Genomic DNA, 26,236 nt, shown 5'->3' on the forward strand with positions numbered 1-26,236 from the left:
CGAGCTTAGAGATATTGATCCTGAGGAGCGAAGCGACGTGAGGGCTATAGCGTAAAATGAAAAAAGCCTGTAAGGCGTAACCGAACTTAGAGATATTGATCCTGAGGAGTGAAGCGACGTGAGGGCTATCACTTACCAGAGTCATGTTTATATTCAAAGAATAAAAGAGAAAAAATAGAGTTTCGTGAGAAGCTTCTTTTTTTGGATTTTCTAGTCAAAAATAGTGCAAATATGCAAACGATTGCTATTGCGTCGTTGCTTGATTTGTGAAAATAAAAAAATTAGCAAATGAAAACGCTTTACAGGGTGGTTTCCCTTGATAAAATTCCTGTAAAGCGATATCATAGAGAAGAAGAAATTTTGGAGGAATAACATGTCTCATATTAAATTTGACTACTCAAAAGTTTTGGGTAAATTTGTTGCCCCACATGAAGTGGAATATATGCAACCACAAGTGACTGCAGCTGATGAATTGATCCGTAAAGGAACAGGTGCTGGTAGTGACTTCCTAGGTTGGTTGGACCTTCCTGAAAATTATGACCGTGAAGAATTTGACCGCATCTTGAAAGCTGCTGAACAAATCAAAGCAGACAGCGATGTTTTGGTCGTGATCGGTATCGGTGGATCATACCTTGGAGCGAAAGCTGCCATTGACTTCTTGAACCACCACTTTGCAAACTTGCAAACAAAAGAAGAACGCAAAGCGCCACAAATCCTTTACGCTGGAAACTCCATCTCATCTACTTACCTTGCTGACTTGGTAGAGTATGTTTCAGATAAAGATTTCTCAGTCAACGTGATTTCTAAATCAGGTACAACAACTGAACCAGCGATCGCTTTCCGTGTCTTCAAAGAACTCTTGGTGAAGAAATATGGTCAAGAAGAAGCCAATAAACGGATCTACGCGACAACTGACCGTGCCAAAGGTGCTGTAAAAGTAGAAGCAGATGCCAATGGTTGGGAAACATTTGTAGTTCCAGATGATATCGGTGGACGCTTCTCAGTCTTGACACCAGTTGGATTGCTTCCAATTGCTGCATCAGGCGCAGATATCAAAGCCCTTATGGAAGGTGCAAACGCAGCTCGTAAAGACTACACTTCAGATAAAATCTCTGAAAACGAAGCATACCAATACGCAGCAGTTCGTAACATCCTTTACCGTAAAGGATATGCTACCGAAATCTTGGTAAACTACGAGCCATCCCTTCAATACTTCTCAGAATGGTGGAAACAATTGGCTGGTGAGTCAGAAGGAAAAGACCAAAAAGGGATCTACCCAACTTCAGCTAACTTCTCAACAGACTTGCACTCATTGGGTCAGTTTATCCAAGAAGGAACTCGTATCATGTTTGAAACAGTTGTCCGTGTGGACAAACCACGTAAGAACGTGATCATCCCTACATTGGAAGAAGACCTTGATGGACTTGGTTACCTCCAAGGAAAAGACGTTGACTTCGTAAACAAAAAAGCAACTGACGGTGTTCTTCTTGCCCACACTGACGGTGACGTGCCAAACATGTACGTAACTCTTCCTGAGCAAGATGCCTTCACTCTTGGTTATGCCATCTACTTCTTCGAATTGGCCATCGCCCTTTCAGGTTACTTGAACGCGATCAACCCATTTGACCAACCAGGTGTTGAAGCCTACAAGAAAAATATGTTTGCCCTTCTTGGTAAACCAGGATTTGAAGAACTTGGAGCAGAACTCAACGCTCGTCTTTAATCAATAGACAAAACGGCTTCGTAAGAGGTCGTTTTTTTGTATCTATTTCCCCATTTAGTGATGAATTGGTGCCTTCAGGTGATTTATGATATAGTAGAAGGAGCATTTTTATACTTTGTTCATCAAATGATTTTCACTCACTATGATCATCAAATGAGACAAAGAGAATCAAAAAGGAGAGAGTATGACAAGAGAAGATAAACAGTCTTTTGCAGTGCCGGAAGAGGAGCAAATAAAGGAATCTTTTCCCAATGAACTTCAAAAAGATCAGTTAGAGGCAACTGTTGAGATGCGATCCAAACGTAATTGGAAAAAAATAATTTTATTATCAATGTTGGCTTTAATCATCATGTTATGCGGAGTGATTAGTTTATTATTTGGTAAAATTGCTGGTTATGCATGGGGGAAGTCTGCTCAGACAGTCAAAGAATCCCAACGTTTCGAACTCTTAACTCGAGTGAAAGAGGAGGCGAAAAAAACAAAAACTGGTTTCGTATCCAAAAAAAATGACGTCATCTTTTTATGGACACTTAAGGATTTAGGTTTGTTAAGTTATAATAATTCATCTAAACTTGGATTAACAGCGGATCAGATTGTAGAAAATTATGGTTTAGCTTCATAAGCTAGATATAATCAAGATGGATTAAGTCTAAGTTGGACTAATTTGATCGGTTCAAACCAGCAAGACTTAAGTTTTGAATTTGAAAAATATAATAATAACTATTATTTAAAGAGTGTATCCATTCGAGACTTGTATGGCTTATCTTCCCAAAAGATATCTAAAGAACAAAAAGAAAATAGTGACGATAGTGCATATGAATTTCGTTTGACGACAGAAGAGTATCAAAATCTGATGAAAGGAGATAAAAACACTGGAAAAGGCGGGACTCCATTGTCAGAAATCTTGAAAAAACATCGGGCATCCGTTGAAATAGAGACCGAGAAAAAAATAACAAGTGAAGGAGAAGAATATAAATCTAATAGAGTGCTTGCGAATGTAACCTATCAAGTAGATGGTGATTATAAAACATTTCTATTTGTGGCGCAGCCAGATGGAGAATTTCTTTACATTGGATCGAAACGCTTCTAAGGGAGATTAATGAAAAATGAAAATAAATCGACTTATGAAATCAAATAATAGTTGGTGGAATGATAAACTTAGAAGAGTTGGAAAAGATTTTTGGATTGCTTCTTCTATTGGGTACATTTTGCTAGGAATGATTATAGGGCTGGCTATCGGTTATTCTAAAGGTGTTAATATGATTACTAAAAAAGCCTATCCTGTGCTAAAAACACGTACAAAAAATAGTCGCTCCATACGTGATCAATCTAAAAAGATTATAGCTCCAAAAGATTCTGCTTTTTCTTGGAACATATCCCAGCTTTTAGAATTGAAGTTTGGGAGTCGAGAAAACCCTAAACAAGGTGTCATGATTGATGATTTCTTAGAGAAATATGGAAAAGCTCAAGAGGCATTAATTCATGATGATAAAATTGAGTTAATATGGCAAAACCTTGATAAATCTGACGTTAATGAGAATAGTTCTAATGAGATGATATTTGCTTATTTTGAGAAAGCAGAGGGAAGGTATTACCTTAAAAGCATTAATTATGACAGAAATTCTAATGATTTAGAGAAAGATCAGATGCCTGCCGATAAATATAACGGTCTGAAAGTAGGGAATCCAGAAACCGGGAAAGGTGGAGTTTCATATTCAGAAGTACTTAAAAATAATCATTCAGGGTCTATCATGATGTCGGCAGACCAAGATAAAATCACTCATGAAAATAAAACGAAAATGGTAATTGAATTTAAAAAAATATCATATAAAAAAATATATAAACTAACATTCTATAAACAAGAAAACGGAGATTACTGTTTGGCGACAAAAGAGGAAAGTAAATAGAACATTCATTTCATGAAATACTTGGTGACTAGAATGGGGAAGACATATATATACTGTGATACAGTTTTTAATGCTATAGTAGGGTAAGATAATAAAGTTAAGGAGTACGACATGTCAAGAGGAAGAAAAGTACAACGTGAATGGTCTAAGAATCATGGGAATCTGTACTCTTTTCCGAGTGCATTTTCGGATGAAGGACCTCAAGGGGCGATTTTTGAAGATCAAAAGAAACAAATAGGATTTCGGATTTCACGTAACATAATCCGAGTACTCTTGTCAGTGATCGTTGTATTCGTATTTTTTCTGATAGGAGTCTGGTATTATAAAAAAACAGTCGTTCATAGACCCGAAAATAAGATCATAAGATCTTCGGAAAGATATCAAAAAAAGAAATCTTCTACCAGCTCCTCGAATATTCAAGCGAGCAAAAGTGAGAATAAAAAAATTGGACAGATATTGAAAAAAGAAAATTCTGAGTGGGTTGATCCGTCTCAAGTAAGAGTTTTTTCAGTTGATGAAGTCTTTGAGCTAATGGATGCTACAAAGAAGCAAACGCTAACGCCTTCAGAAATAATTGAGAAATATGGAAAGGCGTTTGCAGGTTTACTTGATTATGATTCCTCGGGGAAAGAACGGGTAACCTTTTATTATAAGCTTTCTGACCAACAGGGTTTTTTCAAAATTATTATTAATGAGTTTGAAGGAAAAAGTCGTGTCGAGCGTGTCTATCTTGAAGTTACTAAAGCTCAAGCGGGCAAGGCGAATAAAACTTTAGAAGAATATCGTTCTTATTTGCCTAAAAGTGGTCAGGAAGGGATTGGGTTAATGGAGGCTATAAGCCAGTTTGGAATCCCTAAGAACAGTTACAGTAACAACCTGTATGAAGGGGAAAATAGTTATATATATCCTATACTTTACAACTGATCAAAGAAAAATAACCTTATCATTTAAAAAGAATCAGCAAGGGGAATACCGACTTGAGAATGTAACAGCATTTGGATAAAACGATCTCGCAAGAGGTCGTTTTTTTGTGCCTATTTCCCCATTTAGTGATGAATTGGCGCCATCAGGAGATTTATGATATAGTAGAAGGAGCATTTTTATACTTTGTTCATCAAATGATTTTCACTCACTGTGATCATCAAATGAGACAAAGAGAATCAAAAGGAGAGAGTATGACTACAGAAGATAAACAGCCTTTTTCAGTGCCGGAAGAGCCACAGATGCAAGAGACACCACAAGGAGAAGGACAGGTGAGAGGAGTTCAAATGCAGGGCCCTGCTTATCCATTTGAAGAAACAAATCCACAAATGCTTCCGCCTCAGTGGTCCTATCCAACTAAGCCAAAGCACAAGTGGAAAAAATTAGTACTATTTTCACTTTTAGCGCTTGTGATTAGTGGGCTTTTCGGTGGTGTGAGCGGATATATTTGGGGACAATCCTCTCAAACAAGTAAGGAGTCGCAACGATTTAAACGTTTAGAACGTGCAAAGACCGAAGCAAATGAAACAAAAGCAGGTTTTGTAACGGATAAAGAAAAGGTCATTTTCACATGGACTTTCAAGGATCTTGGCTTGTTGAGTTACACCAATCGGGAAGGTTATGGTTTGACAGCAGATCAGATTGTAGAAGTCTATGGGTTAGCATCCAGTGTTGAATATAAAAAGAATGCAATGGAGTTTACTTGGAATGACTCAAAGGCTACTGAACATCAGAATTTGAGAATGAGATTTGACGAAGTCGATGGCAATTATTATTTAAAAAGTGTGTCCGTGACGGAATTAGATGAATTGTATGAGCATAAAAATCCAGAGGATGATGATGATAGCGATGATGCCTCGAGCAATCGCGCCTTGACTGAAAAGGAATTTCGAAGTCTGAAAAAAGGAAACAAGCAGACAGGGCAAGGTGGGACAAGATTATCTGAGTTTTTGAAAAAACATCGAAAAACCGTCGAAATTGGGACAGAGCGCAAACTAACTGCCAATGGGGAAACATTTAAGTCTACACGTGTAGTGGCTACAGTACTCTGTGAGGTTGATGGGGATTTTAAAGTTTTGAAATTTTTAGCACAGCCTGATGAAGAATTTCGCTATATTGGTGCGGAACTAAATTAAGAGGAGGATAGAAGAGAGATGAGTATAAATCAAACACAGGTACCCTTTGGTGTACCAGTAAATCCTGGCCCTCAAAAAAGCGGAAAGGGCTTGTTCATTGGATGTGTGATTGGGTCAATTGTTTTAGGATTAGTGATTGGTCTTATTATTGGCCATTCTTTTGGTGTGAATGCCGTAACCAAGAAAGCTTATCCCCGTTTACATACCACTGCAGATAGTACAGTCTCAAAACGCGATATATCTTCTCGCTATATAGACCCAAAAGAGACAGCATTTGATTGGGATATTTCAAATCTCGGAGACTTGAAATTCGCTACCTACGATGACAAAGAGGATGCGATGTCTATCGAAGAGGTCGTAAAGAAGTATGGGAAAGCTTTAAAAGGTTCATTTAATGGGACAACTGTTGAGTTAGAATGGGGCAAACTCGAGAGGGACGATACAGATGAAGAAAGCACCGATTATAAGACCGCTAACGAGATGAATCTGACCTTTATGAAAATAGATGGTCATTATTATCTACGCAATCTATATTTCTCAGAAGATTATGACACAGCGGATGCCAATCCAATGGCGACCGATGATTATGATAAATTGAAAGTAGGAGATCCCAAAACAGGGAAGGATGGAATATCTTATAAAGAAGTTCTTAGTAGCAATACCCCATCCTCTATTTCGATAAGAGCAGACCAGGACTATAAAACTAAGGCCATTACGAATGAAATGGAAATCCGTTTTAAGTCATCTGGATCAGATGAAGATGAATATAAATTAAAATTTATCCAGCAAGCAGATGGGGATTATCGTTTGGCTTTAAAAGGAGATGAAGATTAGAAAGGAAATCGGTCTTTAAAAAGGAAGGTCCATATATTCTCGTTTGTACCCGAACGACTTCGCAAGAGGTCGTTTTTTTTTTACTTGTAAAGTAATTTCATAAACTTTCCCCTTAGATTCAATTATAAAAACACTAACTAGTTATTATTTTCGATCATTTGCTAATCTCATTTCTAAAATACTGATGATACAGGGTTTCTAGCTAGACAATAGCTATAGACACGTATTTTATACTCAAATCCTTTAATATAAAAAGTTATTTGAACATAAAAGTTGTCATTTGTTGTTTCATATTATAAAATGAAAGGTGAATGAAAATAATTGAAAAAGGAATGAAAATATGAAAAAGAACTTGGCTAAATTCTTGTTACTTTCATCTATGCTTGGTGGAATGGCAATTGCCCAACCAGTATCTGCGAATACAAAAGCTGCGGTTTATGAGTACAAAAATGGTCAGCTAGACCTTGTTCAAAAACCAACATATGAAGGTTTCGAATCGAATCAGCTTTCTTTGAAATTGAAAACAGGTCGTGTCGATGTAGTGGGAGCGCGTGAAGGCAAGAAAGAAAGTGCGCATGATGCGGGAGCCTACCAATTTGCATTGATCTACAAATCTGAAGGTGGCGAAGAAGAGACAGTTGCTAAAGGGCAAAATACAGCAGATGGGACGATCGAATTTGATGATGTGGATCTCTCTGGACTGAATTCTGGAACTGTTAAACTCTACATTCGTTAGACTACAAAAGATGATGGTCGCTTTAAACAGTTGGATAATGGAGAAGGGGAAGTAACAGTGTCCCTTGCTTACGATGGATCAGGACGCTTGATGGTGGATTCACTTGAAAGTTCCAACCCAATTTATCGTAATTTCATTGCAGGCTATAAAAGCCCTGGTACAGATGGGTCGACTTCACCAAGTACAACAAGCCCATCCTCAAGCTCAAGTAGCTCATCTTCTAGTTCAAGTAGCTCAAGTAGTTCGTCTTCAAGCTCAAGTAGCTCATCGAGCTCATCTTCAAGCAGCTCATCTTCAAGCTCCTCAAGTTCAACTTCTTCATCGAGCTCAAGCTCTTCTTCTAGTTCTTCCTCACATTCAAGCGACTCAAGCAAATCTGTAGTTGGCCGTTTATTGCCAAAAACAGGTCAAGAAACAGGTGTCGTTTTGGCAACATTGGGCTTGCTCTCACTTGCAGGGATTGCTATTGTCTCCCTTCGCAAGAAATTTTAAGATAAGCATCTAAAAGGTCGGATATCTCTCCGATCTTTTTTAGTCCATCCAGACAGGAGTTGGTCCTTGCTTGGTTTTATGTTATAGTAGAAGAGAAGAATAAAAAGGAGAATTCGAAATGTCCGAGAAAGATCAAGAACAATTTATGAAACATACTCCCGTAGAGGGTGCGCCTCAATTTGATGTGGCTGCGCCAGCCTTTGTCCCAAAAGAAGAAGCCGAAGACTTGGTCGTTCCAGAAGCTAGTGGCCTTTCAGTGACGGAGACGGAAGCAATGAAAGAAGAGGCAAACGAGCCAGTTATTTCAGAAACGGTGGAGCTTCCAAAGGTGGATGAAGCAACTGTTGGAGAACATCCGGATGTAGTTGCTGCTCCCCAACCGACTCCTCCATTCCAACCTGCACCTCAAGCTCCTCAAAATATGGCAGCTGAACCAATTGGTCCGCAAACAGTGCCTGTTCCTGAGACACCTATTCCACAAGCTCCTCTTTCTCCTGTTGGAAGACCGATGGATACTGCGGACAAGAAGGCGATTCGTTTTGCCCTTGGGATTTTAGTTGGGCTTCTTATCGGTGGAGTCAGTGGCTATTTGATTGGTCATGCTAGCCCTAGCACGTCATCATCTAGAAAGCAGACTTCTTGGTCAGGTAACCAGTCTGGTTCGTCTTCCAATATCGATTTGGATCAATTGACCGCAGAAGACGCGGAAGTTGATTTTAGCTGGAAACAGTCTGATATCGAGCAACTTCAGTTTTTAACAGGAAGTGATGCTGGGGAGACTCCTGAGGAAATGATTGAAGCTTATGGGAAAGCTAGCTCCGTTCAATTTGAAAGTGGAGAATTGAAATTATTTTGGGATGATAACTCTTATAATAAAGAGGTCAAAGCGACTTACTCTAAGAAAGGGAAAGAATTCCAGCTTGTCAAATTTGAATTTAATCAATTTGGGAAAAATCTTACGGTTGAGGACAACTTTGCAGATGGATTCAAAGTTGGAAATAGTGAGACCGGTGCTGGAGGAACCTCTTACAAAGAGCTTTTAGAAAAATACGGTGATGCAGTCAATCTGACGGTGAGTTCATCTGATGATTCAGACGAGATAGAATTGGTCATGGACTTCCAAAAGAAAAATGGGGACTACGTGGATTTGACCTTTATTCGCCAAGAAAATGGAGATTTTCTCTTGAGCAGTAAAGACAGCTACTAAAAGGATCAGACAAGAAAGAGGCAAGCGCCTCTTTTTTGGGATAAGACGAGACAAATACGCTAATTTTCTATACAATAGAAAGAGTTTGAATAGAAAGAGCATGAAGGATGGAAGAAATGAAACAGTGGATAGAACGTCATAAGCGGATCCTCCAAAAAGCTGCAAGTGCTTTGCTGGCTTTTATGGTTGGTGTTTGCTTGGTGTTTATAATTCATCCAGTGAAAACCTTGCCCAAAGATCGCTTGTTGAGTTTGTCTCGCATGCACGAAGATAGCCAGCAATTTGTTGCGTCTTCTTCCAAAGAGCCGGCTTTAGAAGACTTGTTATCATTGGAGCTTGTAAGGGAAGAAGGAAAGACACAAAAAAATTGGGTGACTTTATCTGCATTCGTCAAAAAAATTGGAAAAGCAGCGAGTTTTACACAAGAAGATACGAGTTTTGGAGCGCAAGTCCAGCTAGGTTATGGGACTCCTGTGCAGGGGATTTATCCTTATACCATAGAATTTCAAAAGCAGGATGATACCTTTTATTTGAGCTCGATTCAAGGATTTGCACCCAAGTCGGCTCACTATCAGAGCAAAAAGAATTTAAAACTAGCAGATTTTACAGGCTATCAGACGCTAGATGGAAAAAAGGAAAAGGGGACAGCAGTAGAAGATATTTTGAAAAAATCAGGTCTTCCCAATTCTCTTAGTTTGACCTCTGCAAAGGACAAGCAAGTCTTAGCCCTGTCTTATCAGGTGACAGATGGACTGGTCTCTTTGACTTTTGAACGCGACCAGACTGGTCAGTATCGGTTGACGAAGAAGGGGTGAAGCAGATGATCGAGTGGATGAAAAAGAATCGAAAAGAACTCTTGCTGCCGTTTTTGTGTTTTGTTTTAGGAGTGTTACTTGCGATTGCAAGCATCCAGGTGCAAGAGCAAGGAACCGATACCAAGGAGGACCAAACACTGACTCGTTTCCAGCCAAAGGATTATCAGAATTTGGTCAGCAAGGAACAAGAAATCAAGCAGTTTAAATGGACCATCGAAGCTGTGGCGAATTTGAAAGTTCGTCTTAAGCAGACTCAGCAACCAGGAACCCGCTTGGAAACAGTTGTGACTGAATGGGGAAAAGCCCAAAAAGTTCGCTACACAAAGACAGCTCAAGGGGATAAAACCGTTCTTGTCTTGACTTATGCGGCTAAGCAAACCGATCAGGGCAAGAAAAGTGTAACCTTGTGGTTTGAACAGGAAAAAGACCAGGGGTATCGCTTGACGACAGTGGATGCGACGAATTTGTTGGATGCAAAAGAAAAAGCAAGCAGTGAGAAAGAAATCACTACTGAAAAAGAGAAAAAAGGTACAGAATTCGCCCAGCTTATTAAGCAACTAGGAAATCCTCAACGCTTGGTCTGGGGGGAAATGCCAGATGGCGGTATGGGCTATCGCGCGACTTACCAGGTAGCAGGGCAGCCAGAAGTGGTGATGGAATTCAAGAAAAAAGGCAAGAAATTAGTGTTAGTATAAGAAGGGAGATATCATTGGACGATCAACGGACAGACATCAAGGCAGCTTCCTCTCACCAGGGTGGGAGCCGCTTGATTTCAGAAGCCGATCTGGCTTCATTAGGGATGGACAATCATCAGGATACTAGTAGCCATTCAGATATGATGGAGTCTTCCCCTTCTTCCTCAAAAGAGGGGATTGGTTCGCTTTTGCGATTTTTTGGGTGGTTCGCCTTGTTAGTAGCTTTTGTATTCGTACTTCAAAACACAGGCAACAAGGATCTTTCTTCATCTTCCTCAAGCAATGGAGCTGACAGTTTTTCACGGAATAGTATCAGAAAAGAATATCTAAATAGTGAAAATAGTTCTTATGTCGCATCTGCTAAGGAAGTTCAATTTGAGACAACCTATGAAAAAGCCATGTCTCTCATTCCTGATTTTGCAGTGGATGACAAAAAGACATCTTTTGGAACTGTGGATCCCAAAGATATCGTTGCAGCATTAGGTAAAGCAACCCGAGGAGAGGCATCGTATAGTGACAGCAGTTCAAGTCCTTTTTTGCTGACCTTAGATTACCAATCAGATGATGCATATGGGAAGGTTCTCCTTGAAAAAATGGGTGCCTATTACAGGATTTCTCTTTTAAGTTTGAAACACTTAAAAAGTGATCGTTTTGCAAATAAGAATGGCAGTTTAACGAAGGACGATTTTACTAATATCAAAGTTGGGATGCCTTATTTAGATTTGCTTAATTCGGTGGGGATTCCAGATGAGGTAGATGTGTCCGGATTTTTAGGTTACGGTGAAGCACCGACCTTTACTTATCGATTGGCTGATTCCCAAACGGTTCAAATCCAATTTGATAGCCGGCAAACCATCAAGGATATCACACCTAAAGTGGAAGCGAGCACACCAGCTTCTTCTTCGACACCTACAGCACAGTAAAAACAGTTAGCCCGAATGAATTTGCCATAGAATAATAAGGAGGGAACAATGGGAAAGAAAGACTGGTCCCACCTACGAAATGAACACAAGAGTCGATTTGCGAAACGCCAGCTAGAAGAAGAAACTAGTCTAGTGAAAAGTTCCACTTCAACCAACCAGAGCATTGAAAATAGGGATGAATGGCTGGAAGATACGCTCCTAAAAGAAACAGAAGTGATAGAGTCCTCCGTTTTTCCTGAACCAGTGAAGCAAGTAGAGGAGCCAAAAAACCAACCGGCGCTTGGTACTGAGAAAGCTATAGATGAGCAAAAGGAAGTATTGCTTGAAGACTCGCCTGACAGACCGCTAACATCACAACCACCAACACAAGATGCAATAGAGCAGTTTCCTAAGGGCGAGGAAAGAGTAGAGCACCAGGGTGGGAGTCGCTTGATTTCAGAAGCTGACCTGGCTTCAATAGGGGGAGGCAGGCATTCAGAACCAAGACAAACGGTACTAGACTCCCAATCGGATAGGACGAAAACCTACTCTCCTTCCTCTAAGAGTGAAGGGTCTTCGCTAGCAGCCTTTTTTGGATTATTGGCCATGCTGGGCTTATTTGCCTATCTGGCTTCAGGAGGTATCCATAGTAAGGAAGCTCCTTCTTCTACTACTAGTGAATACGGAAGTCCTGGCCAGTCTTATGGAACCAGAAAGGAAACTTTGAAGAGTGGTACGAGTACCTTGATTGCACCGGAAGGTGAATTTCAGTTTCAAGTGACCTATGAGAAGGCGATTTCCCTGATTCCTGGTTTAAGTGAGGAGGATCAAGGCCGTACCTCTTCAACTTATCTGTCTCCGCAGGATGTGGTAGCTGTACTGGGGAAGGCTAGTGGTGGGGAAGAAACCTACCAAGAAGGTGGTGTCAGTCCTTTTATGACACAATTGGATTATCAGTCGGAAGGCTCTCCTTCTTCCGTAACAGTTTTACTTTCAAATATTGTTGGTGACCGTTTATCTTCTCTTGATTTTGAGAACCTAAACAGTGAGCGATTAGCCAATAAAAATGGCAGTTTGAACAGAGAGGATTTTGCCAATATTAAAATAGGAACCAGCTATTCAGATCTTGTGAATACCGTAGGAATTCCTAACCGTGTTTCTTGGTCGAGTATGATGAGTTCAGAGTCCTTCTTAATCTTTTACTACAAACTTTCTGATGCGCATTTAGTTACGATTCACTTTGGAAGCAATCGCACCATTAGTGAAATGACAGGCCTGAAGGATTCGGCTACAAGCACGTCGCCTTAGGTGTTCATCTCACTAGGATTGTGGTATAATATGGATACCTTTAATTGAAATGAATGGAGAATCTCATGACTGCACAAAAAATGTCTGCTCAAGAAATTATCGCTTTTATTGGAAATGCAGAAAAGAAAACAAATGTGAAAGTAACCTTTGAAGGGGAATTGGCAACGGCTGTTCCTGCTTCTGTTACCAAGCTTGGCAATGTTTTGTTCGGTGACTGGAAAGATATCGAGCCCCTTCTTGCCAACTTAACGGAGAACAAGGATTATGTGGTGGAACAAGATGGTCGGAATTCAGCTGTTCCCTTGCTGGATAAGCGCTATCTAAATGCGCGTATCGAACCAGGTGCTATTATCCGTGACCAAGTAACTATCGAAGACAATGCTGTCGTGATGATGGGTGCTGTCATCAACATCGGTGCTGAAATCGGTGCAGGAACCATGATTGATATGGGGGCTATCCTTGGTGGCCGTGCAACAGTTGGTAAAAACAGCCACATCGGTGCAGGTGCCGTTCTTGCGGGTGTCATTGAGCCAGCTTCTGCTGAGCCTGTTCGGATCGGTGACAATGTATTGGTCGGTGCCAATGCAGTTGTGATTGAAGGGGTTCAAGTAGGGAACGGTTCTGTCGTTGCCGCTGGCGCTATCGTTACTCAAGATGTCCCTGAAAATGTGGTTGTAGCTGGTGTCCCAGCTCGTATCATCAAGGAAATCGATGAAAAAACACAACAAAAAACAGCACTCGAAGACGCCTTGCGTAATTTATAAGATATTGATAGTAGAGGCCGCAAGGCCTCTATTCTAATAGAAAGAAGACGACGATGACATTGGATTTAATCAAAATCAGACGGGATTTGCACCAAATCCCTGAAATTGGCTTGGAAGAGTTTGAAACCCAAGCCTACCTCTTAGAGAGAATCGCAGAGATCACAGCGGGCAAGGAATTTGTAGAGCAACGGACTTGGCGGACCGGGATCCTGGTTTATCTCCATGGGTCTGCTCCTGAAAAAACCATTGGTTGGCGGACAGATATCGATGGCTTACCGATCGTGGAACAAACGGGCCTTGATTTTGCCTCCAAGCACGAAGGACGGATGCATGCTTGTGGTCACGATATGCACATGACGACAGCCCTTGGACTTTTGGATCAACTGGTCCAAGTACAACCAAAAAATAACCTGCTATTTCTCTTCCAACCAGCTGAAGAAAATGAGGCTGGTGGAATGCTCATGTATAAGGACAATGCTTTTGGCGACTGGCTCCCTGATGAATTTTATGGTCTGCATGTGCGCCCTGATTTGAAGGTGGGGGACATTGCGACCAATACGGGTACCCTTTTTGCGGGGACCTGTGAAGTCAAGATCACCTTTACAGGAAAGGGAGGGCATGCCGCCTTTCCACATGAGGCCAATGACGCTCTTGTAGCAGCCTCTTACTTCATTACCCAAGTCCAATCGGTCGTGAGTCGAAATGTCGATCCGATTGAAGGGGCTGTGGTGACCTTTGGTTCCATGCATGCAGGAACAACCAATAATGTAATTGCTGAGGCAGCCTTCCTTCATGGGACCATTCGGACCTTGACCATGGAGATGAACCTTTTGACTCAAAAACGGGTCAAAGCCATTGCAGAAGGAGTTGCAGCAGCCTTTGATGTGAAATTGAACCTGGAACTCAAGCAAGGGGGCTACCTGCCTGTGGAAAACCAACCAGAATTGGCCAAAGAACTCATGGACTTTTTCACAGCTGAGAAAGACGTGAACCTGATTGATATTCTGCCTGCGATGACAGGAGAAGACTTCGGCTTTCTCTTGAGCAAAGTCCCGGGTGTCATGTTCTGGCTGGGGATTGATACCCCTTATGCCTTGCACCATCCGAAGATGAGCCCAAATGAAGCAGCCCTTCCCTTTGCTGTGGAAAACATTGGTAAATTTTTGAAAATGAAGGCCAACCAATAAAGGAATGATTCAACTCCGTCTGGAGTTGGATTTTTTCTTTGTTGTAAAAAAACTGTTCGGATCTTTCCTAAAAAATGATACAATAAAAGCTAGACAAAAGGAGTAGGGAATGAAGAAAACACTACGAAAAGAAACCATTGCAGCTATGAAAGCACTGCCGCAAACTATAAAAACTCAAGCAGATGAAGAGCTGACTCAGCGCCTCTTGGAGTTACCAGCTTTTCAGGAGGCAAAGACCCTTGCGACCTATCTGTCTTTTGGCCATGAAGTTTCCACAGCTGGCTTGATCCAAGCTGCTCTTCAACTTGGAAAACGCGTCTGTGTTCCCCGTACCTATCCACAAGGGCGGATGGAATTTGTGGAATACGATCCTGACATTTTAGAAAAGACACGCTTTGGTTTGTTGGAGCCCAATGAAAAAGGAAGGGTTGTGGAACAGTCAGAGATTGATCTGATCCATGTACCAGGCGTGGTCTTCCAGTCAAAAGGCTACCGAATTGGCTATGGTGGTGGCTATTATGATCGTTATTTAGCAGATTTTACTGGAAAAACGGTTAGTACGATTTATTCCATCCAGCAGAAGGAGTTCCAGCCAGATACGTTTGATCAGGCAGTTCAGGAGGTGCTAGTCTATGAAGTTGCTCTTTGATCGTCGTTATCCTGTGACCAGCATCTTATTGCTCGTCACAACGGCAGTCTTTCTTTCCATGTTTATCCGATTTGGAAGTGACTACCAAACGGGTGCTGCTGTTTACTATAGCGGTGGGATTATCGGAGAAGTTGTGGAAGCTGATCCAAGCCAGTTATGGCGAATCGTGACAGCTACATTTGTTCATATCGGCCTAGAACATTTTGTGCTCAATATGATCACCCTCTATTACTTGGGACGTCTGGCAGAAGATCTCTTTGGATCGAAGGCTTTCTTAGCTCTTTATCTCTTATCAGGAATGATGGGCAATGTTTTTGTTGCTATTTTTACGCCAGATGTGATTGCGGCAGGAGCTTCTACAGCCCTCTTTGGACTGTTTGGGACCATTGGTGCTTTGCGTTTTATTGTCCAAAGTCCCTATATTCGCCATTTGAGTCAGTCCTATACCAGCTTGATTGTGGTCAATTTGATCTTTAGCTTCATGCCAGGAATCAGTATGGCGGGGCACATCGGTGGTTTAGTAGCTGGGGTCATGTTGGCTTATGTCTTTCCAGTAAGAGGGGAAGCTCGTTTTATGAACCGAACCTATCAGATGAGTGCTGCCCTATCTTATCTCTTACTTTTGCTTTATTTCTTAGGTAAAATCTTGAATCTATTTTAAGAAGAGGCTAGGACAAAAGTCCTAGCCTCTTAATTGTTTTTGGATTGTCGAGCAAGACGCAGTGGTTGAGTGGGCTCTACTACGCTGATTTCATCAGCTTTTACAGCCCTACTCAACTGTGCGGAGGTGGGACGACGAAATCGAATTCTAACGAATTACCGATTTCTGTCCCACTCTCTTTTTTTCCTAAAAAATGTAGTGCAATCGTAAACTAACAGAAAATTGTTTGAAATCTCAATAAATATATATAATTTACATAGAAATGAGTTGATAGAAAGATAATTTAGGAAAAAATAGAATAAAAACAAGTCTGGTAAGCGTTTGCAAAAATAACTAAAAAGAGGTAGACTAGGAGTATAAAAAATCAGGAATAGTGCCTTTTTTAAAAGGGACATTCGAAAAGGAGATTTGCCATGAAGAAATGGTTGTTTAAACTTTCATTGGTAGCAATGACATTTTTGCTCCTACCAGTTCAAGCCGTTCAAGCCTGTTGTGGCTTTATCATTGGTCGGCAATTGACCAAGGATGGGACCACTCTCTTTGGTCGGACAGAAGACTACCCTTACTATCCAAATGGTGGCAAGCACAACAAGAATTATGTGGTTGTTGATGCAAAGAATTATAAGGAAGGGGATCAACTGGAAGACGAATCCAATGGTTTTACCTATCCACATGCTGCTAGTGAAATGAAATACACAGCGACTTATGACTCTGCTCGTGGAGATGGTAGTAACGGTGCTTTTGGTGAACACGGATTTAACGAAGCCGGTGTTTCTATGACCTCAACTGTTACAGCAATTCCAAACAAAAAAGTCTTGAAGACTGACCCGTTGACAGAAAACGGAATTCCAGAAGCTGCTATGTTGGACGTAGTGTTACCACGCGTTAAGTCTGCTCGTGAAGGGGTTGAATTCCTAGCTAAAGTCATTGAAGAAAAAGGATCGGCAGAAGGGAATGTTGTCGTTTTTGCAGACCAAAATGAAACTTGGTATATGGAAATTCTTTCTGGACACCAATATGTAGCGGTAAAAGTCCCAGAGGACAAATATGCAGTCTTTGCAAATACCTACTACCTTGGTCATGTGGATTTGAATGATAAGGAAAACGTGATCGCTTCGAAAGATGTCGAAAAGGTAGCTAAAGAATCTGGTAACTACAAGACAGACAAAGATGGGAACTTCCATATTGCTAAATCTTATGGACCAGAAAAATATGCTGAAGGAGACCGTTCACGTACTTACGCAGGAATCACTCTTTTGGATCCAAACTCAAAAGTGACTTATGAAGATGATGAATATGAACTCTTCCGCTCACCAACAGATCCAAACAAGAAATTTACTTTGGAAGATGCTTTTGCATTGCAACGCAACCGTTTTGAACACTTAAATGGTCGTTTTGTTCCAGATGATCAAATTGGTGTCAAGAAACAAGGGGATAATGGTAGCAACGATACTGTTCGGAAAGACCAATACAAGTATGCTTTAGGGAACGAAAACGTCATCGATGCCCATGTCTACCAAATCAATCCAAACCTTCCAAAATCATTTGGTGGAACTGTATGGCTCGGAATGGGACCTTCACGGAATACTCCTTATGTTCCATTCTATGGAAATGTAAAAGATACCTATAAAGCTTTCAAACCTCAAACTGCTACCTATGATCCGAATTCATGGTATTGGACAGTATGGCATATTGACCAGATGGCAATCAATAATCAAGACCTCTTTGGAAAATCGATTCAAAATCACTGGAAAGCTCTCGAAGAACAATTGATCATTGAACAGAAGGTTAGTGATAGCAAATATGCAGCCTTGAAAGCTGATGAAGCTGCAGCAAAAGCAGTTGAAGATAAAGTGACTGAGGATGCTTTAGCTCGGTCTGAACGTCTCTTCAAACAATTCAAGCAATATGAGTCTGAATTATCTGCAACTCTTAAAGAAGCAGGTCGTACAGATGATCCATACCGTGCATCTTTACCAGATGACTACAAGGATCCAACAGAATCAAGTACCGAGCCAAGCAAGGAAGAAACAAAGCCAAGCACAGAGTCAAGTACAGAACCAAGCAAGGAAGAAACGAAGCCAAGCACAGAGTCAAGTACAGAACCAAGCAAGGAAGAAACGAAGCCAAGCACAGAGTCAAGTACAGAACCAAGCAAGGAAGAAACGAAGCCAAGCAAAGAGTCAAGTACAGAACCAAGCAAGGAAGAAACGAAGCCAAGCACTGAGTCAAGTACAGAACCAAGCAAGGAAGAAACGAAGCCAAGCACCGAAGCAAGTACAGAACCGAGCAAGGAAGAAACGAAGCCAAGCACTGAAGCAAGTACAGAACCAAGCAAGGAAGAAACAACACCAAGTAATACAACTACTATTGTTCCTACAAATAGTAACAGTGTTAGTACCGTTGGTCGCCCAGTTTTACCAACAAATTCATATATTTTAGTAGACCAGGCAACAGGTATCGTCTTGCAAAACCCTGATTTTGCTCAAGGTGGCTATAGTCTTCTTGTTGAAGTTTTGAAAGATGTCAAAGAACTAGCTGGTAAAGATTACAAGGCATATAATATTCAATTATCGAACCAAAATAATCCTATACATCAAATTAGTCCAACGGTTGTGACCATTCCAGTCAATGGGCAAAAAGAAGTAGAAGCAGTTTATGGTATCGGTGAAAATGGTCAATTGGAATCCTTCCAATTCCAACTAAATGAAGAAAAGTCAGCCGTAACATTTACAACCTCTCATTTCTCAACTTATGGTGTAGTTTATAAATCTGCAGCAAAAATTGAAGAGAAGAAAGGTGAGAAAAAATTACCATCAACCGGACAAAGTATCTCAATCGCGACGATGGTAGGCGGAGTTCTTTTGACAGTTTTTGGATTTGGCTACTACATCGAAAAACGTAGAACCCATTAAACGATACAGTTTATAAGATACAACAAAAAAGGAAGTGAGAATGAAATCTCTCTTCCTTCTTTTTTAGTCTGCAGTTTGTTCAGATGCTTCTAATTTTTTTCCAAGGTCGATAATATATTGTTTGAGATCATCTTTGACTTGAGGGTGTTTCAAGGCATAGTCAATCGAAGTTTTCATGAAGCCGAATTTATCACCCACATCGTAGCGCTGGCCTTTAAATTCACGGGCAAAGACTCGTTGGGTCTTATTGAGGGTGTCGATCGCATCCGTCAATTGAATTTCATTGCCGGCACCTGGTTCTTGATTTGCAAGAATATCAAAGATTTCAGGAGTCAAGAGGTAGCGTCCGATAATAGCGAGATCACTTGGAGCGTCCTCTGGGTTTGGTTTTTCGACAAACGTTTCAACGCTATAAAGACCGTTAATACCTTCGCCTTGAGGTGCAATCACACCGTAAGAAGAAACCTCTTCGTGAGGGACTTCCATCACAGCGATGGTTGACGCATGGGTTTCATCGTAGTCGTTCATCAATTGTTTGGTCAATGGCAAGGCATCATCATTAGTGATGTCCATGAGGTCATCTCCCAACATAACGACAAAAGGCTCGTTTCCAACAAAGGCCTTGGCTTGAAGAACAGCGTCCCCTAAACCTCGAGGGTGACTTTGGCGGATGAAATGAAGATTGATCGCTGTTGTATCATTGACCAACTTGAGTAAGTCAGTCTTGCCTTTTTGCTCGAGATTGTATTCCAATTCGAAGTTAGAATCGAAATGGTCTTCAATCGAACGTTTGGCCTTCCCTGTTACGACAAGGATTTCTTCAATCCCAGATTTCAGAGCCTCTTCTACGATAAATTGGATCGTAGGTTTGTCAACGATTGGCAACATTTCCTTTGCCAAAGCTTTGGTAGCTGGGAGGAAGCGTGTCCCCAAACCAGCCGCAGGAATGACTGCTTTTCTAACTTTAGTCATATAGTTTCCTTTCTAAAAGGTAGGATTGATGATAGGGTGGTTGACTTATTTCCACTCATTTTCTTCTTTAAATTCATTGCTCATCATGTGGTGGATGGCTTCGCGGATATCTTTCTCTTCATAAATGACTTGGTAAATGGCTTGTGTAATCGGCATGTAGACATCCAGTTCTTGGGCCAGCTCGTGGGCGACTTTGGTCGTAGAGATCCCTTCGATGATCATGCCCATGTTGGCTTCGATATCTTCCAATTTTTCGCCACGTCCGAGAGCATCCCCAGCTCGCCAGTTGCGAGAGTGGACAGAAGTACCAGTAACGATCAAGTCACCGACCCCAGACAAACCACTATAAGTCAATGGGCTAGCTCCGAGCTTAACGCCAAGGCGCGTGATTTCAGCGAGACCGCGCGTGATGATAGCTGCTTTGGCATTGTCCCCATAACCAAGACCGTGCAGGGCTCCAGCTCCGACTGCGATGATATTCTTCAAGGCTCCAGCAGTTTCCACTCCGATGACATCTGTATTGGTATAGAGGCGGAAGTAGTGATTGCTAAAGAGTTCTTGAACATAGCGTGCAGCTTCTAAATCTTTTGAGGCTGCTGTAATGAGGGTGATGTCCCGTACGATGGTTTCTTCCGCGTGACTCGGTCCAGAAACGACCACTACCTCACTGCGAAGAGAGGCAGGGATTTCTTCTTCGAGGATTTGAGAAATCCGATCGTGTGTACCAGGTTCTAATCCCTTAGAAGCATGCATGACTGTGACAGGGTGATCCAGTGTTTCAGCGACTTGTTTAGCGACCAAGCGGGTCACCTTTGTAGGAACGACAAAAAGGATAGCATCCACACCGTCCAAAGCAGCTTTCAGATCGGTCGTAGCAGTAATCTCTTCGCTAATAACGATGTCTTTGAAATAGCGTTGATTGGTATGAGTGGTATTAATTTCATCGATTTGTTCTTGGATATTTCCCCAGAGACGGACTTCATGGCCGTTATCATTGAGGACTTGTGAAAGGGCTGTTCCCCATGAACCAGGACCCAATACTGCAACGGTTTGTTTTTCCATTGTATCTTCCATTTCTATGTCTATTTTTTCAACAAGGCTAGGAATCTAGCGCTTGCGCCTTCGAAACGGCCTAATGTGTGCCTTGAAGGACGATTCTATTTTCCTCTCTATTTTAACATAATATAGGTAAAAAAACTTGTATGATCATCAATTGTTTTGTGAGGAAGGTGAGGGTGATAAATAAAATCTATCACGGTTTTAAAAAATACATATTAGACACTATCACTAATGGGTGGTAAGATAAGTAGTAGTTAAAATGAAGGAGGAATGAATATGTGCAGAACAATTGTTGGAGTATCCGCTAATCTCTGTCCGGTGGACCCGGAAGGGAAAAACCTTCATTCCTCCGTGTCTAGTCAATTTGCGGAAGGGATCCGTCAAGCAGGTGGACTTCCAATGGTCATTCCGATGGGAGACCCTTCCTTGGTTAAGGACTATGTTGAAACGATTGACAAATTGATCTTAAGTGGAGGCCAAAATGTCGATCCTAGTCTCTATGGCGAAGAAAAAACCATCGAAAGCGATGATTACAATATCGAACGCGATCAATTTGAGCTTGCCCTACTGAAGGAAGCAGTTCGTCAAAACAAACCGGTTCTAGGAATCTGCCGTGGGGTTCAGTTGATCAATGTGGCTTTTGGAGGAACACTCAACCAAGAGATCGAAGGACATTGGCAAGGACTTCCGTTTGGGACTTCCCATTCTATCGAGACTAAAAAAGGTAGTGTGGTGGAGCAACTCTTTGGTCAGGCCAGTCGGATCAATTCCGTTCACCGTCAAAGTATCAAGGATCTTGCACCAAATTTTCGTGCGACCGCCTTTGATCCGCGCGATCACACCATCGAAGCGATTGAAGCGGTAGACGGCCATCGGATTATGGGCTTGCAGTGGCATCCAGAATACTTGGTCAATGAAGAAAAAGGAAATTTAGAACTCTTCCGTTATTTATTACAGGAATTATAATGAAGTTAGAGGTTGGACTTGAGCCAATCTCTCTTTGTGTTTCTAAGAAAATATAGACAAAACGCTGGTAATACGATGAAAAAATAGGATAATCATTAATAAAAAAACAGGTCTATCTAGCATTGCTAGATAGACCTGTTTTAAGAACTTATTCGTGGCGTTTTTTAGCAACGAGCATGCTTCCAGCACTTGCAAGGACAAGACCTGCTGTAATAAATCCAGCACTTACTGTCTCACCAGTAGAAGGAAGACTTTGTTTTTTACCTTCTTTTGATTGTTTACCAGAAGGTTGATTTCCTTTCGGTTTGTCGGTTGAAGGCGTTGGAGGTGTTGAAGGAGTAGTTGGTGGAGTTGGTGGGGTATATGGCGGAGTATATGGTGGAGTATATGGTGGAATTTTATTATTTACTACATTTCCTTTATCAACGACCAAATCTTTAGCTTGGGTAAAATCACTAGCTGAAACTGTGATAGGATTCGTTAACAATTGGTATCCAGTTGGAGCTGTCAATTCCTTGATGACATAATCTTTTGCTTCAAATCCAATGAAAGTTACGAGACCATTCTCATCTGAAGTAGCAGTCGCTTGACCTTCACCATAAGGGTTAGCGACTGGAGTTGTACCATCTGCCTCATAGAGTCCAAATACCGCTCCTAGAAGACCTTTACCTTCTTCACTTACCTTGTGCAATTGAATGTTGTAGAGTTTTAATTCAGGTTTGTCAACAGTTGGAGGAGTTGGTGGAATTGAAGTGAACGGTTTGTTAACGACATTTCCTTTATCCACTACATTGTTTGAAGCAACCAAATCACTAGCTGCGATCTTGATGACTTCATCTGATAATTGGTAACCGTCTGGAGCTGTAAGTTCTCTTACTACATAATCTTTTGCTTCTAATCCTGTAAAGGTTACAAGACCATTCGCATCAGAAGTTGCAGTCGCTTGACCTTCACCATAAGGGTTCGCTACAGGAGTCGTACCATCGGCTTCAAAGAGACCGAATACGGCACCAACAAGAGCTTTTCCTTCTTGGTTCACTTTGTGCAATTGGATGCTGTAGAGTTTCAATTCAGGTTTGTCAACAGTCGGAGGAGTTGGTGGAATTGAAGTGAATGGTTTGTTGACCACTGTTCCTTTGTCTACGACGAGGTTAGTCGCAGCTTTCAACTCGCTAGTAGAAACTTTAATCACATCTGTTGATAGTTGATATCCTTCTGGAGCAGTAAGTTCTTTCACCACATAATCTTTTGCTTCTAATCCTATAAAGGTTACAAGACCTTTCTTACCTTCTTCATCTGATGAAGTAGCAGTTGCTTGTCCTTCTCCATAAGGGTTTGCTACAGGAGTCGTACCATCGGCTTCAAAGAGACCAAATACAGCACCTGCAAGAGCTTTCCCTTCTTGATTCACTTTGTGCAATTGGATGCTGTAGAGTTTCAATTCAGGTTTGTCAACCGTCGGAGGAGTTGGTGGAATGGAAGTTGTTACCAATTTGTTAGTGAATGACTTCTTATCACCATATGCCACAGAAGCTTTGAGTGTATTGCTTGCATCATCTTTTGTGACAGTTACGGTCGCATCAATACTTCCTTCATCGTAGGTCATTCCTTTTGTTTTGCTTTCAGGAATGACTTCTTTGATCGTGTAGTGGAAAGTTTTTCCTGCGTCCTCTGATGAATATGAAATGTCATCAAAGGTTACCGTACCATCTGCAGCATTTTGTTTTGTTTGAAGAACTTTTCCGGTTTCATCCAACAATTGGAAATTGAATTCGCCATTCTTCAATTCAGCACCTTCTAAAATCTTGCTAGCTGAAATTTTAGCTTTTGCTGGTTGAGGAGCCGTATAAGTATTTGAGAAGGTTTTATTGTCTGGATAAGCCACATCTGCTTTCAGGTTGTCGCCATCTTTTTTCACCTTAACAGTTACTTGTTTATCAGTCTTGTCATAGGTAATACCTGGGGTATTTCCAGCTACTTCCTTAACAGTGTATGTGTGTTCACCTTCTTCGGTGTACCCAATTGGTGCAAATGTTACTTTTCCGTTTTTGTTTGTAACAGTTTGAAGCTTGTTAGCACCCTCGTACAATTCAAAGCTGAATTCGCCATCTGTTAGATCACGTCCTGTAAGAGTTTTATCTAATTCGATGGTAGCTTTTGTTTCTTTTGGCTTATCTTTCGGATTCACAATCGTTTTCGTTACTGAATGATCAGCACCAAAATCTTCAACATTAACTACAGTATCAGCTTTTTTAATGATATGACCTGAAGGGGCTTCAATTTCAGTTAAGATATATTTATCTTTTAAGAGTTTTCCAACAGCAATATTTCCATTTTCGTCTGATTCAAACTCACCGATAACTTGATTATTAGCTTGACGAACAACTCTAAACTTAGCACCTTTAAGCGGTTGATTTGCATCGTCTACTTTATGAATATTGATTGAGTATACATAACCAACACCAGAACCACCAGCGACTTGAACTGCAGCAACGTTAGTTACATCTTTGCTCTCAATCTCTTTACCTTTAAGAGTTGCCTCGTTTTTCAAAAGTTCACCATCTACAGGTTCATAATTCAATTGTACTTTATAATCGATACGATATTGATCTTGATCAGTAATATCTCCTAAATCAATAACAAATGATTGTCCATCTTCACTGATTGTTATCTTGTGTTGATCAGTTACGTCGACGCGATTAGAGAATACCCACTCACCAGTTTCGTAAGAAAACTTACCTTTGATAACTTTGATACTATCTTTTACATAGGATGCATTCGTAAATCTCAAGTGATCTTCAATTGTTACACCCTTGATATTTTGTTTGTTACGATTGACAGAAATTGTGTATTGAACTTCTTTATGATTTCCGCTATTAACCCAGCTAGTCTTTGTTAAAAGTCTTGGGTTCCCATCACCAATCCCTTTAAAGGAAACTTTGCCGCCAATCTTTGTTTCCCCATTGACGGTTATTTCAACAGGAATCTCACCTTTTTGGGGATGTTTTTTAAAGTCAATACGCGCATAGAAGAAGAACGATCCATTTGTATCGGAATGTTTTTCAACATAATCTGTATAAGTTAATGTTAATCTTTTATTGGTAGCATCAACAGTAGCATGAGCGATAATTTCATTTGTGTTAATATCACGAATTTCAAAACTATCAGAAGTAATCATTAATGCATCTGGCACAGTAACCACCGTTTGGTCTCCTGCCTTAACATTTTTACCTGTTAAATCATATGTAGCATTAATACGGAACGTAGCCCACTGTTCTAAGTCCCAATTAAGATTGCCACCTTCATTACTGGTAACTTGGATATTTTTAATTGTATCCACGAATTTTCCGCTTACTGTCACTCCAGGAGTTTCTGCTGAAGTGCGATTCAGACCTAAAGCGAAAAGCATAGCCACTAAACAAAGGACAAATGAGAAAATTTTAATATCCTATTCTTTTTCATTTTATCTTCCCTTTTCATAAAAAAATAGTGCCTAATCATCAATGCCTGATTACTCTTAAAGATCTGGATGTTTAAATCCAATCTGTTGGTAATAAGAATTGAATGCTGAGACACGACCTCCATAAAATAATTTTATAGGATAAAATATTTTACTTTTAAAATTATTCCCTACACAGGGAATTATAGCAAAAATAACGCTTATATTCAAGCTAAAAATAGCATTTTTTAGCACAAATTATATGTCATATCAGTCATGATAGTGTTTTATTTTCAGAAAAAACATGAAAACAATATATAACTTCCAGATTGAAGAGAATTCTTTTTAAAAATACGAATAGTAGTATAGAGGAGACGCTAGGGCGAAGTGATGGTATAATAGAAGAGATAGAAACTATTTAGAATGAAAGAGGAATCAGGATGACTAAAATTCGTGGATTTGAACTTGTATCAACCTATACCAATCAGGACTTGTTGCCAAAACGGGAGACAGCACACGCAGCTGGCTACGACTTAAAAGTGGCAGAACGCACGGTGATTGCTCCTGGGGAAATCGTCCTCGTTCCAACTGGGGTCAAGGCCTATATGCAACCGACTGAAGTGCTCTATCTCTATGACCGTTCTTCTAATCCTCGCAAAAAAGGCCTGGTCTTGATCAATTCTGTTGGGGTAATTGATGGGGATTACTATGGCAATCCAGGAAATGAAGGCCATATCTTTGCTCAGATGAAAAACATCACGGACCAAGAAGTCGTCCTTGAAGTCGGGGAACGTGTGGTCCAGGCTGTCTTTGCTCCTTTCTTAATTGCAGATGGAGATGAGGCGGATGGCGTGCGGACCGGTGGATTTGGGTCGACAGGGCACTAAG

24 protein-coding genes are annotated in these 26,236 nt (G+C 40.9%); 21 read left to right on the top strand and 3 right to left on the bottom strand.

The window, feature by feature from the left end; all coding sequences use genetic code 11:
• Positions 1 to 373: 373 nt before the first annotated feature.
• The 19 genes from M1G14_RS00445 to M1G14_RS10910 all read left to right on the top strand — a co-directional run bounded on the left by M1G14_RS00445 (position 374) and on the right by M1G14_RS10910 (position 18,912).
• Complete coding sequence (locus M1G14_RS00445) at positions 374 to 1,723, top strand: glucose-6-phosphate isomerase (protein ID WP_061591270.1); 1,350 nt, start codon at positions 374 to 376, stop codon at positions 1,721 to 1,723.
• Positions 1,724 to 1,907: 184 nt separating this feature from the next.
• Entirely contained in the window at positions 1,908 to 2,345 is a 438-nt protein-coding gene (locus M1G14_RS00450; RefSeq protein WP_061455819.1) for a hypothetical protein, read from the top strand.
• A gap of 42 nt (positions 2,346 to 2,387) precedes the next feature.
• Complete coding sequence (locus M1G14_RS00455; protein ID WP_024054916.1) at positions 2,388 to 2,813, top strand: hypothetical protein; 426 nt, start codon at positions 2,388 to 2,390, stop codon at positions 2,811 to 2,813.
• Between the two features lie 16 nt (positions 2,814 to 2,829).
• Positions 2,830 to 3,630 carry a hypothetical protein gene (locus M1G14_RS00460; protein WP_024054917.1) on the top strand — a complete coding sequence of 267 codons (801 nt, stop codon included), beginning with the start codon at positions 2,830 to 2,832 and terminating at the stop codon, positions 3,628 to 3,630.
• 111 nt (positions 3,631 to 3,741) lie between these two features.
• Positions 3,742 to 4,554: a hypothetical protein gene (locus tag M1G14_RS00465; protein WP_024054918.1), complete on the top strand. Its 813-nt coding sequence runs from the start codon at positions 3,742 to 3,744 to the stop codon at positions 4,552 to 4,554.
• A 251-nt stretch (positions 4,555 to 4,805) separates the two neighbouring features.
• Positions 4,806 to 5,747 (top strand): hypothetical protein, encoded by a 942-nt coding sequence (locus M1G14_RS00470; protein ID WP_247926109.1) that lies wholly within the window; start codon positions 4,806 to 4,808, stop codon positions 5,745 to 5,747.
• 18 nt (positions 5,748 to 5,765) lie between these two features.
• Positions 5,766 to 6,581: a hypothetical protein gene (locus M1G14_RS00475; protein WP_021154036.1), complete on the top strand. Its 816-nt coding sequence runs from the start codon at positions 5,766 to 5,768 to the stop codon at positions 6,579 to 6,581.
• 340 nt (positions 6,582 to 6,921) lie between these two features.
• Entirely contained in the window at positions 6,922 to 7,317 is a 396-nt protein-coding gene (locus M1G14_RS00480) for a hypothetical protein (RefSeq protein ID WP_247926110.1), read from the top strand.
• Positions 7,318 to 7,374: 57 nt separating this feature from the next.
• Positions 7,375 to 7,809, top strand: a complete 435-nt coding sequence (locus tag M1G14_RS00485) for an LPXTG cell wall anchor domain-containing protein (protein ID WP_247926111.1) — start codon at positions 7,375 to 7,377, stop codon at positions 7,807 to 7,809.
• A 118-nt stretch (positions 7,810 to 7,927) separates the two neighbouring features.
• On the top strand, positions 7,928 to 9,016 hold the full coding sequence (locus M1G14_RS00490; RefSeq protein ID WP_049471946.1) for a hypothetical protein: 1,089 nt from the start codon (positions 7,928 to 7,930) through the stop codon (positions 9,014 to 9,016).
• A gap of 107 nt (positions 9,017 to 9,123) precedes the next feature.
• Positions 9,124 to 9,831 (top strand): hypothetical protein, encoded by a 708-nt coding sequence (locus M1G14_RS00495; protein WP_049475031.1) that lies wholly within the window; start codon positions 9,124 to 9,126, stop codon positions 9,829 to 9,831.
• A gap of 17 nt (positions 9,832 to 9,848) precedes the next feature.
• A complete protein-coding gene (locus M1G14_RS00500) occupies positions 9,849 to 10,526 on the top strand; it encodes a hypothetical protein (RefSeq protein ID WP_247926112.1) in 678 nt (225 codons plus the stop codon).
• Positions 10,527 to 10,540: 14 nt separating this feature from the next.
• Positions 10,541 to 11,449 carry a hypothetical protein gene (locus M1G14_RS00505; protein WP_024054924.1) on the top strand — a complete coding sequence of 303 codons (909 nt, stop codon included), beginning with the start codon at positions 10,541 to 10,543 and terminating at the stop codon, positions 11,447 to 11,449.
• A gap of 48 nt (positions 11,450 to 11,497) precedes the next feature.
• Entirely contained in the window at positions 11,498 to 12,736 is a 1,239-nt protein-coding gene (locus tag M1G14_RS00510) for a hypothetical protein (protein WP_061591266.1), read from the top strand.
• Positions 12,737 to 12,801: 65 nt separating this feature from the next.
• On the top strand, positions 12,802 to 13,500 hold the full coding sequence (gene dapD, locus M1G14_RS00515) for a 2,3,4,5-tetrahydropyridine-2,6-dicarboxylate N-acetyltransferase (protein WP_003016885.1): 699 nt from the start codon (positions 12,802 to 12,804) through the stop codon (positions 13,498 to 13,500).
• Positions 13,501 to 13,553: 53 nt separating this feature from the next.
• Complete coding sequence (locus tag M1G14_RS00520; protein WP_247926113.1) at positions 13,554 to 14,687, top strand: N-acetyldiaminopimelate deacetylase; 1,134 nt, start codon at positions 13,554 to 13,556, stop codon at positions 14,685 to 14,687.
• Between the two features lie 109 nt (positions 14,688 to 14,796).
• Complete coding sequence (locus M1G14_RS00525; protein WP_061591264.1) at positions 14,797 to 15,336, top strand: 5-formyltetrahydrofolate cyclo-ligase; 540 nt, start codon at positions 14,797 to 14,799, stop codon at positions 15,334 to 15,336.
• Positions 15,320 to 15,997 (top strand): rhomboid family intramembrane serine protease, encoded by a 678-nt coding sequence (locus tag M1G14_RS00530; RefSeq protein ID WP_024054928.1) that lies wholly within the window; start codon positions 15,320 to 15,322, stop codon positions 15,995 to 15,997. Before M1G14_RS00525 ends, M1G14_RS00530 begins: the two co-directional genes overlap by 17 nt.
• 413 nt (positions 15,998 to 16,410) lie before the next feature.
• Positions 16,411 to 18,912, top strand: a complete 2,502-nt coding sequence (locus M1G14_RS10910; protein WP_282184803.1) for a C69 family dipeptidase — start codon at positions 16,411 to 16,413, stop codon at positions 18,910 to 18,912.
• Positions 18,913 to 18,975: 63 nt separating this feature from the next.
• Here the strand turns inward: M1G14_RS10910 and galU are convergent, their stop codons facing one another.
• Positions 18,976 to 19,884, bottom strand: a complete 909-nt coding sequence (galU, locus tag M1G14_RS00545; protein ID WP_003008975.1) for a UTP--glucose-1-phosphate uridylyltransferase GalU — start codon at positions 19,882 to 19,884, stop codon at positions 18,976 to 18,978.
• 45 nt (positions 19,885 to 19,929) lie between these two features.
• Entirely contained in the window at positions 19,930 to 20,946 is a 1,017-nt protein-coding gene (locus M1G14_RS00550) for an NAD(P)H-dependent glycerol-3-phosphate dehydrogenase (RefSeq protein WP_021154022.1), read from the bottom strand.
• 273 nt (positions 20,947 to 21,219) lie between these two features.
• Here M1G14_RS00550 and M1G14_RS00555 point away from each other — a divergent pair, with 273 nt between their 5' ends.
• On the top strand, positions 21,220 to 21,909 hold the full coding sequence (locus tag M1G14_RS00555; RefSeq protein ID WP_003002057.1) for a gamma-glutamyl-gamma-aminobutyrate hydrolase family protein: 690 nt from the start codon (positions 21,220 to 21,222) through the stop codon (positions 21,907 to 21,909).
• Positions 21,910 to 22,057: 148 nt separating this feature from the next.
• Here the strand turns inward: M1G14_RS00555 and M1G14_RS00560 are convergent, their stop codons facing one another.
• Positions 22,058 to 25,318, bottom strand: coding sequence for a SpaA isopeptide-forming pilin-related protein (locus tag M1G14_RS00560; protein WP_247926114.1), 3,261 nt, complete (start codon positions 25,316 to 25,318; stop codon positions 22,058 to 22,060).
• Positions 25,319 to 25,788: 470 nt separating this feature from the next.
• On the opposite strand from M1G14_RS00560, the gene M1G14_RS00565 reads away from it, so the two are divergent.
• A complete protein-coding gene (locus M1G14_RS00565) occupies positions 25,789 to 26,235 on the top strand; it encodes a dUTP diphosphatase (protein ID WP_042361437.1) in 447 nt (148 codons plus the stop codon).
• The last annotated feature ends 1 nt before the right edge of the window (position 26,236 follow it).

The sequence above is a fragment of the Streptococcus parasanguinis genome, from assembly GCF_023109675.1.
Taxonomy (GTDB): domain Bacteria; phylum Bacillota; class Bacilli; order Lactobacillales; family Streptococcaceae; genus Streptococcus; species Streptococcus parasanguinis_I.

Bases quoted from the DNA above. Each gene is read 5' to 3' on its own strand.
- M1G14_RS00480 (WP_247926110.1), top strand. From the start codon at position 6,922: ATGAAAAAGAACTTGGCTAAATTCTTGTTACTTTCATCTATGCTTGGT.
- M1G14_RS00510 (WP_061591266.1), top strand. From the start codon at position 11,498: ATGGGAAAGAAAGACTGGTCCCACCTACGAAATGAACACAAGAGTCGA.
- M1G14_RS00495 (WP_049475031.1), top strand. From the start codon at position 9,124: ATGGAAGAAATGAAACAGTGGATAGAACGTCATAAGCGGATCCTCCAA.
- M1G14_RS00500 (WP_247926112.1), top strand. From the start codon at position 9,849: ATGAAAAAGAATCGAAAAGAACTCTTGCTGCCGTTTTTGTGTTTTGTT.
- M1G14_RS00550 (WP_021154022.1), bottom strand. From the start codon at position 20,946: ATGGAAAAACAAACCGTTGCAGTATTGGGTCCTGGTTCATGGGGAACA.
- dapD (WP_003016885.1), top strand. From the start codon at position 12,802: ATGACTGCACAAAAAATGTCTGCTCAAGAAATTATCGCTTTTATTGGA.
- M1G14_RS00470 (WP_247926109.1), top strand. From the start codon at position 4,806: ATGACTACAGAAGATAAACAGCCTTTTTCAGTGCCGGAAGAGCCACAG.
- M1G14_RS00520 (WP_247926113.1), top strand. From the start codon at position 13,554: ATGACATTGGATTTAATCAAAATCAGACGGGATTTGCACCAAATCCCT.
- M1G14_RS00560 (WP_247926114.1), bottom strand. From the start codon at position 25,318: ATGCTTTTCGCTTTAGGTCTGAATCGCACTTCAGCAGAAACTCCTGGA.
- M1G14_RS00530 (WP_024054928.1), top strand. From the start codon at position 15,320: ATGAAGTTGCTCTTTGATCGTCGTTATCCTGTGACCAGCATCTTATTG.
- galU (WP_003008975.1), bottom strand. From the start codon at position 19,884: ATGACTAAAGTTAGAAAAGCAGTCATTCCTGCGGCTGGTTTGGGGACA.
- M1G14_RS00475 (WP_021154036.1), top strand. From the start codon at position 5,766: ATGAGTATAAATCAAACACAGGTACCCTTTGGTGTACCAGTAAATCCT.
- M1G14_RS00450 (WP_061455819.1), top strand. From the start codon at position 1,908: ATGACAAGAGAAGATAAACAGTCTTTTGCAGTGCCGGAAGAGGAGCAA.
- M1G14_RS10910 (WP_282184803.1), top strand. From the start codon at position 16,411: ATGAAGAAATGGTTGTTTAAACTTTCATTGGTAGCAATGACATTTTTG.
- M1G14_RS00490 (WP_049471946.1), top strand. From the start codon at position 7,928: ATGTCCGAGAAAGATCAAGAACAATTTATGAAACATACTCCCGTAGAG.
- M1G14_RS00465 (WP_024054918.1), top strand. From the start codon at position 3,742: ATGTCAAGAGGAAGAAAAGTACAACGTGAATGGTCTAAGAATCATGGG.
- M1G14_RS00525 (WP_061591264.1), top strand. From the start codon at position 14,797: ATGAAGAAAACACTACGAAAAGAAACCATTGCAGCTATGAAAGCACTG.
- M1G14_RS00445 (WP_061591270.1), top strand. From the start codon at position 374: ATGTCTCATATTAAATTTGACTACTCAAAAGTTTTGGGTAAATTTGTT.
- M1G14_RS00555 (WP_003002057.1), top strand. From the start codon at position 21,220: ATGTGCAGAACAATTGTTGGAGTATCCGCTAATCTCTGTCCGGTGGAC.
- M1G14_RS00565 (WP_042361437.1), top strand. From the start codon at position 25,789: ATGACTAAAATTCGTGGATTTGAACTTGTATCAACCTATACCAATCAG.
- M1G14_RS00460 (WP_024054917.1), top strand. From the start codon at position 2,830: ATGAAAATAAATCGACTTATGAAATCAAATAATAGTTGGTGGAATGAT.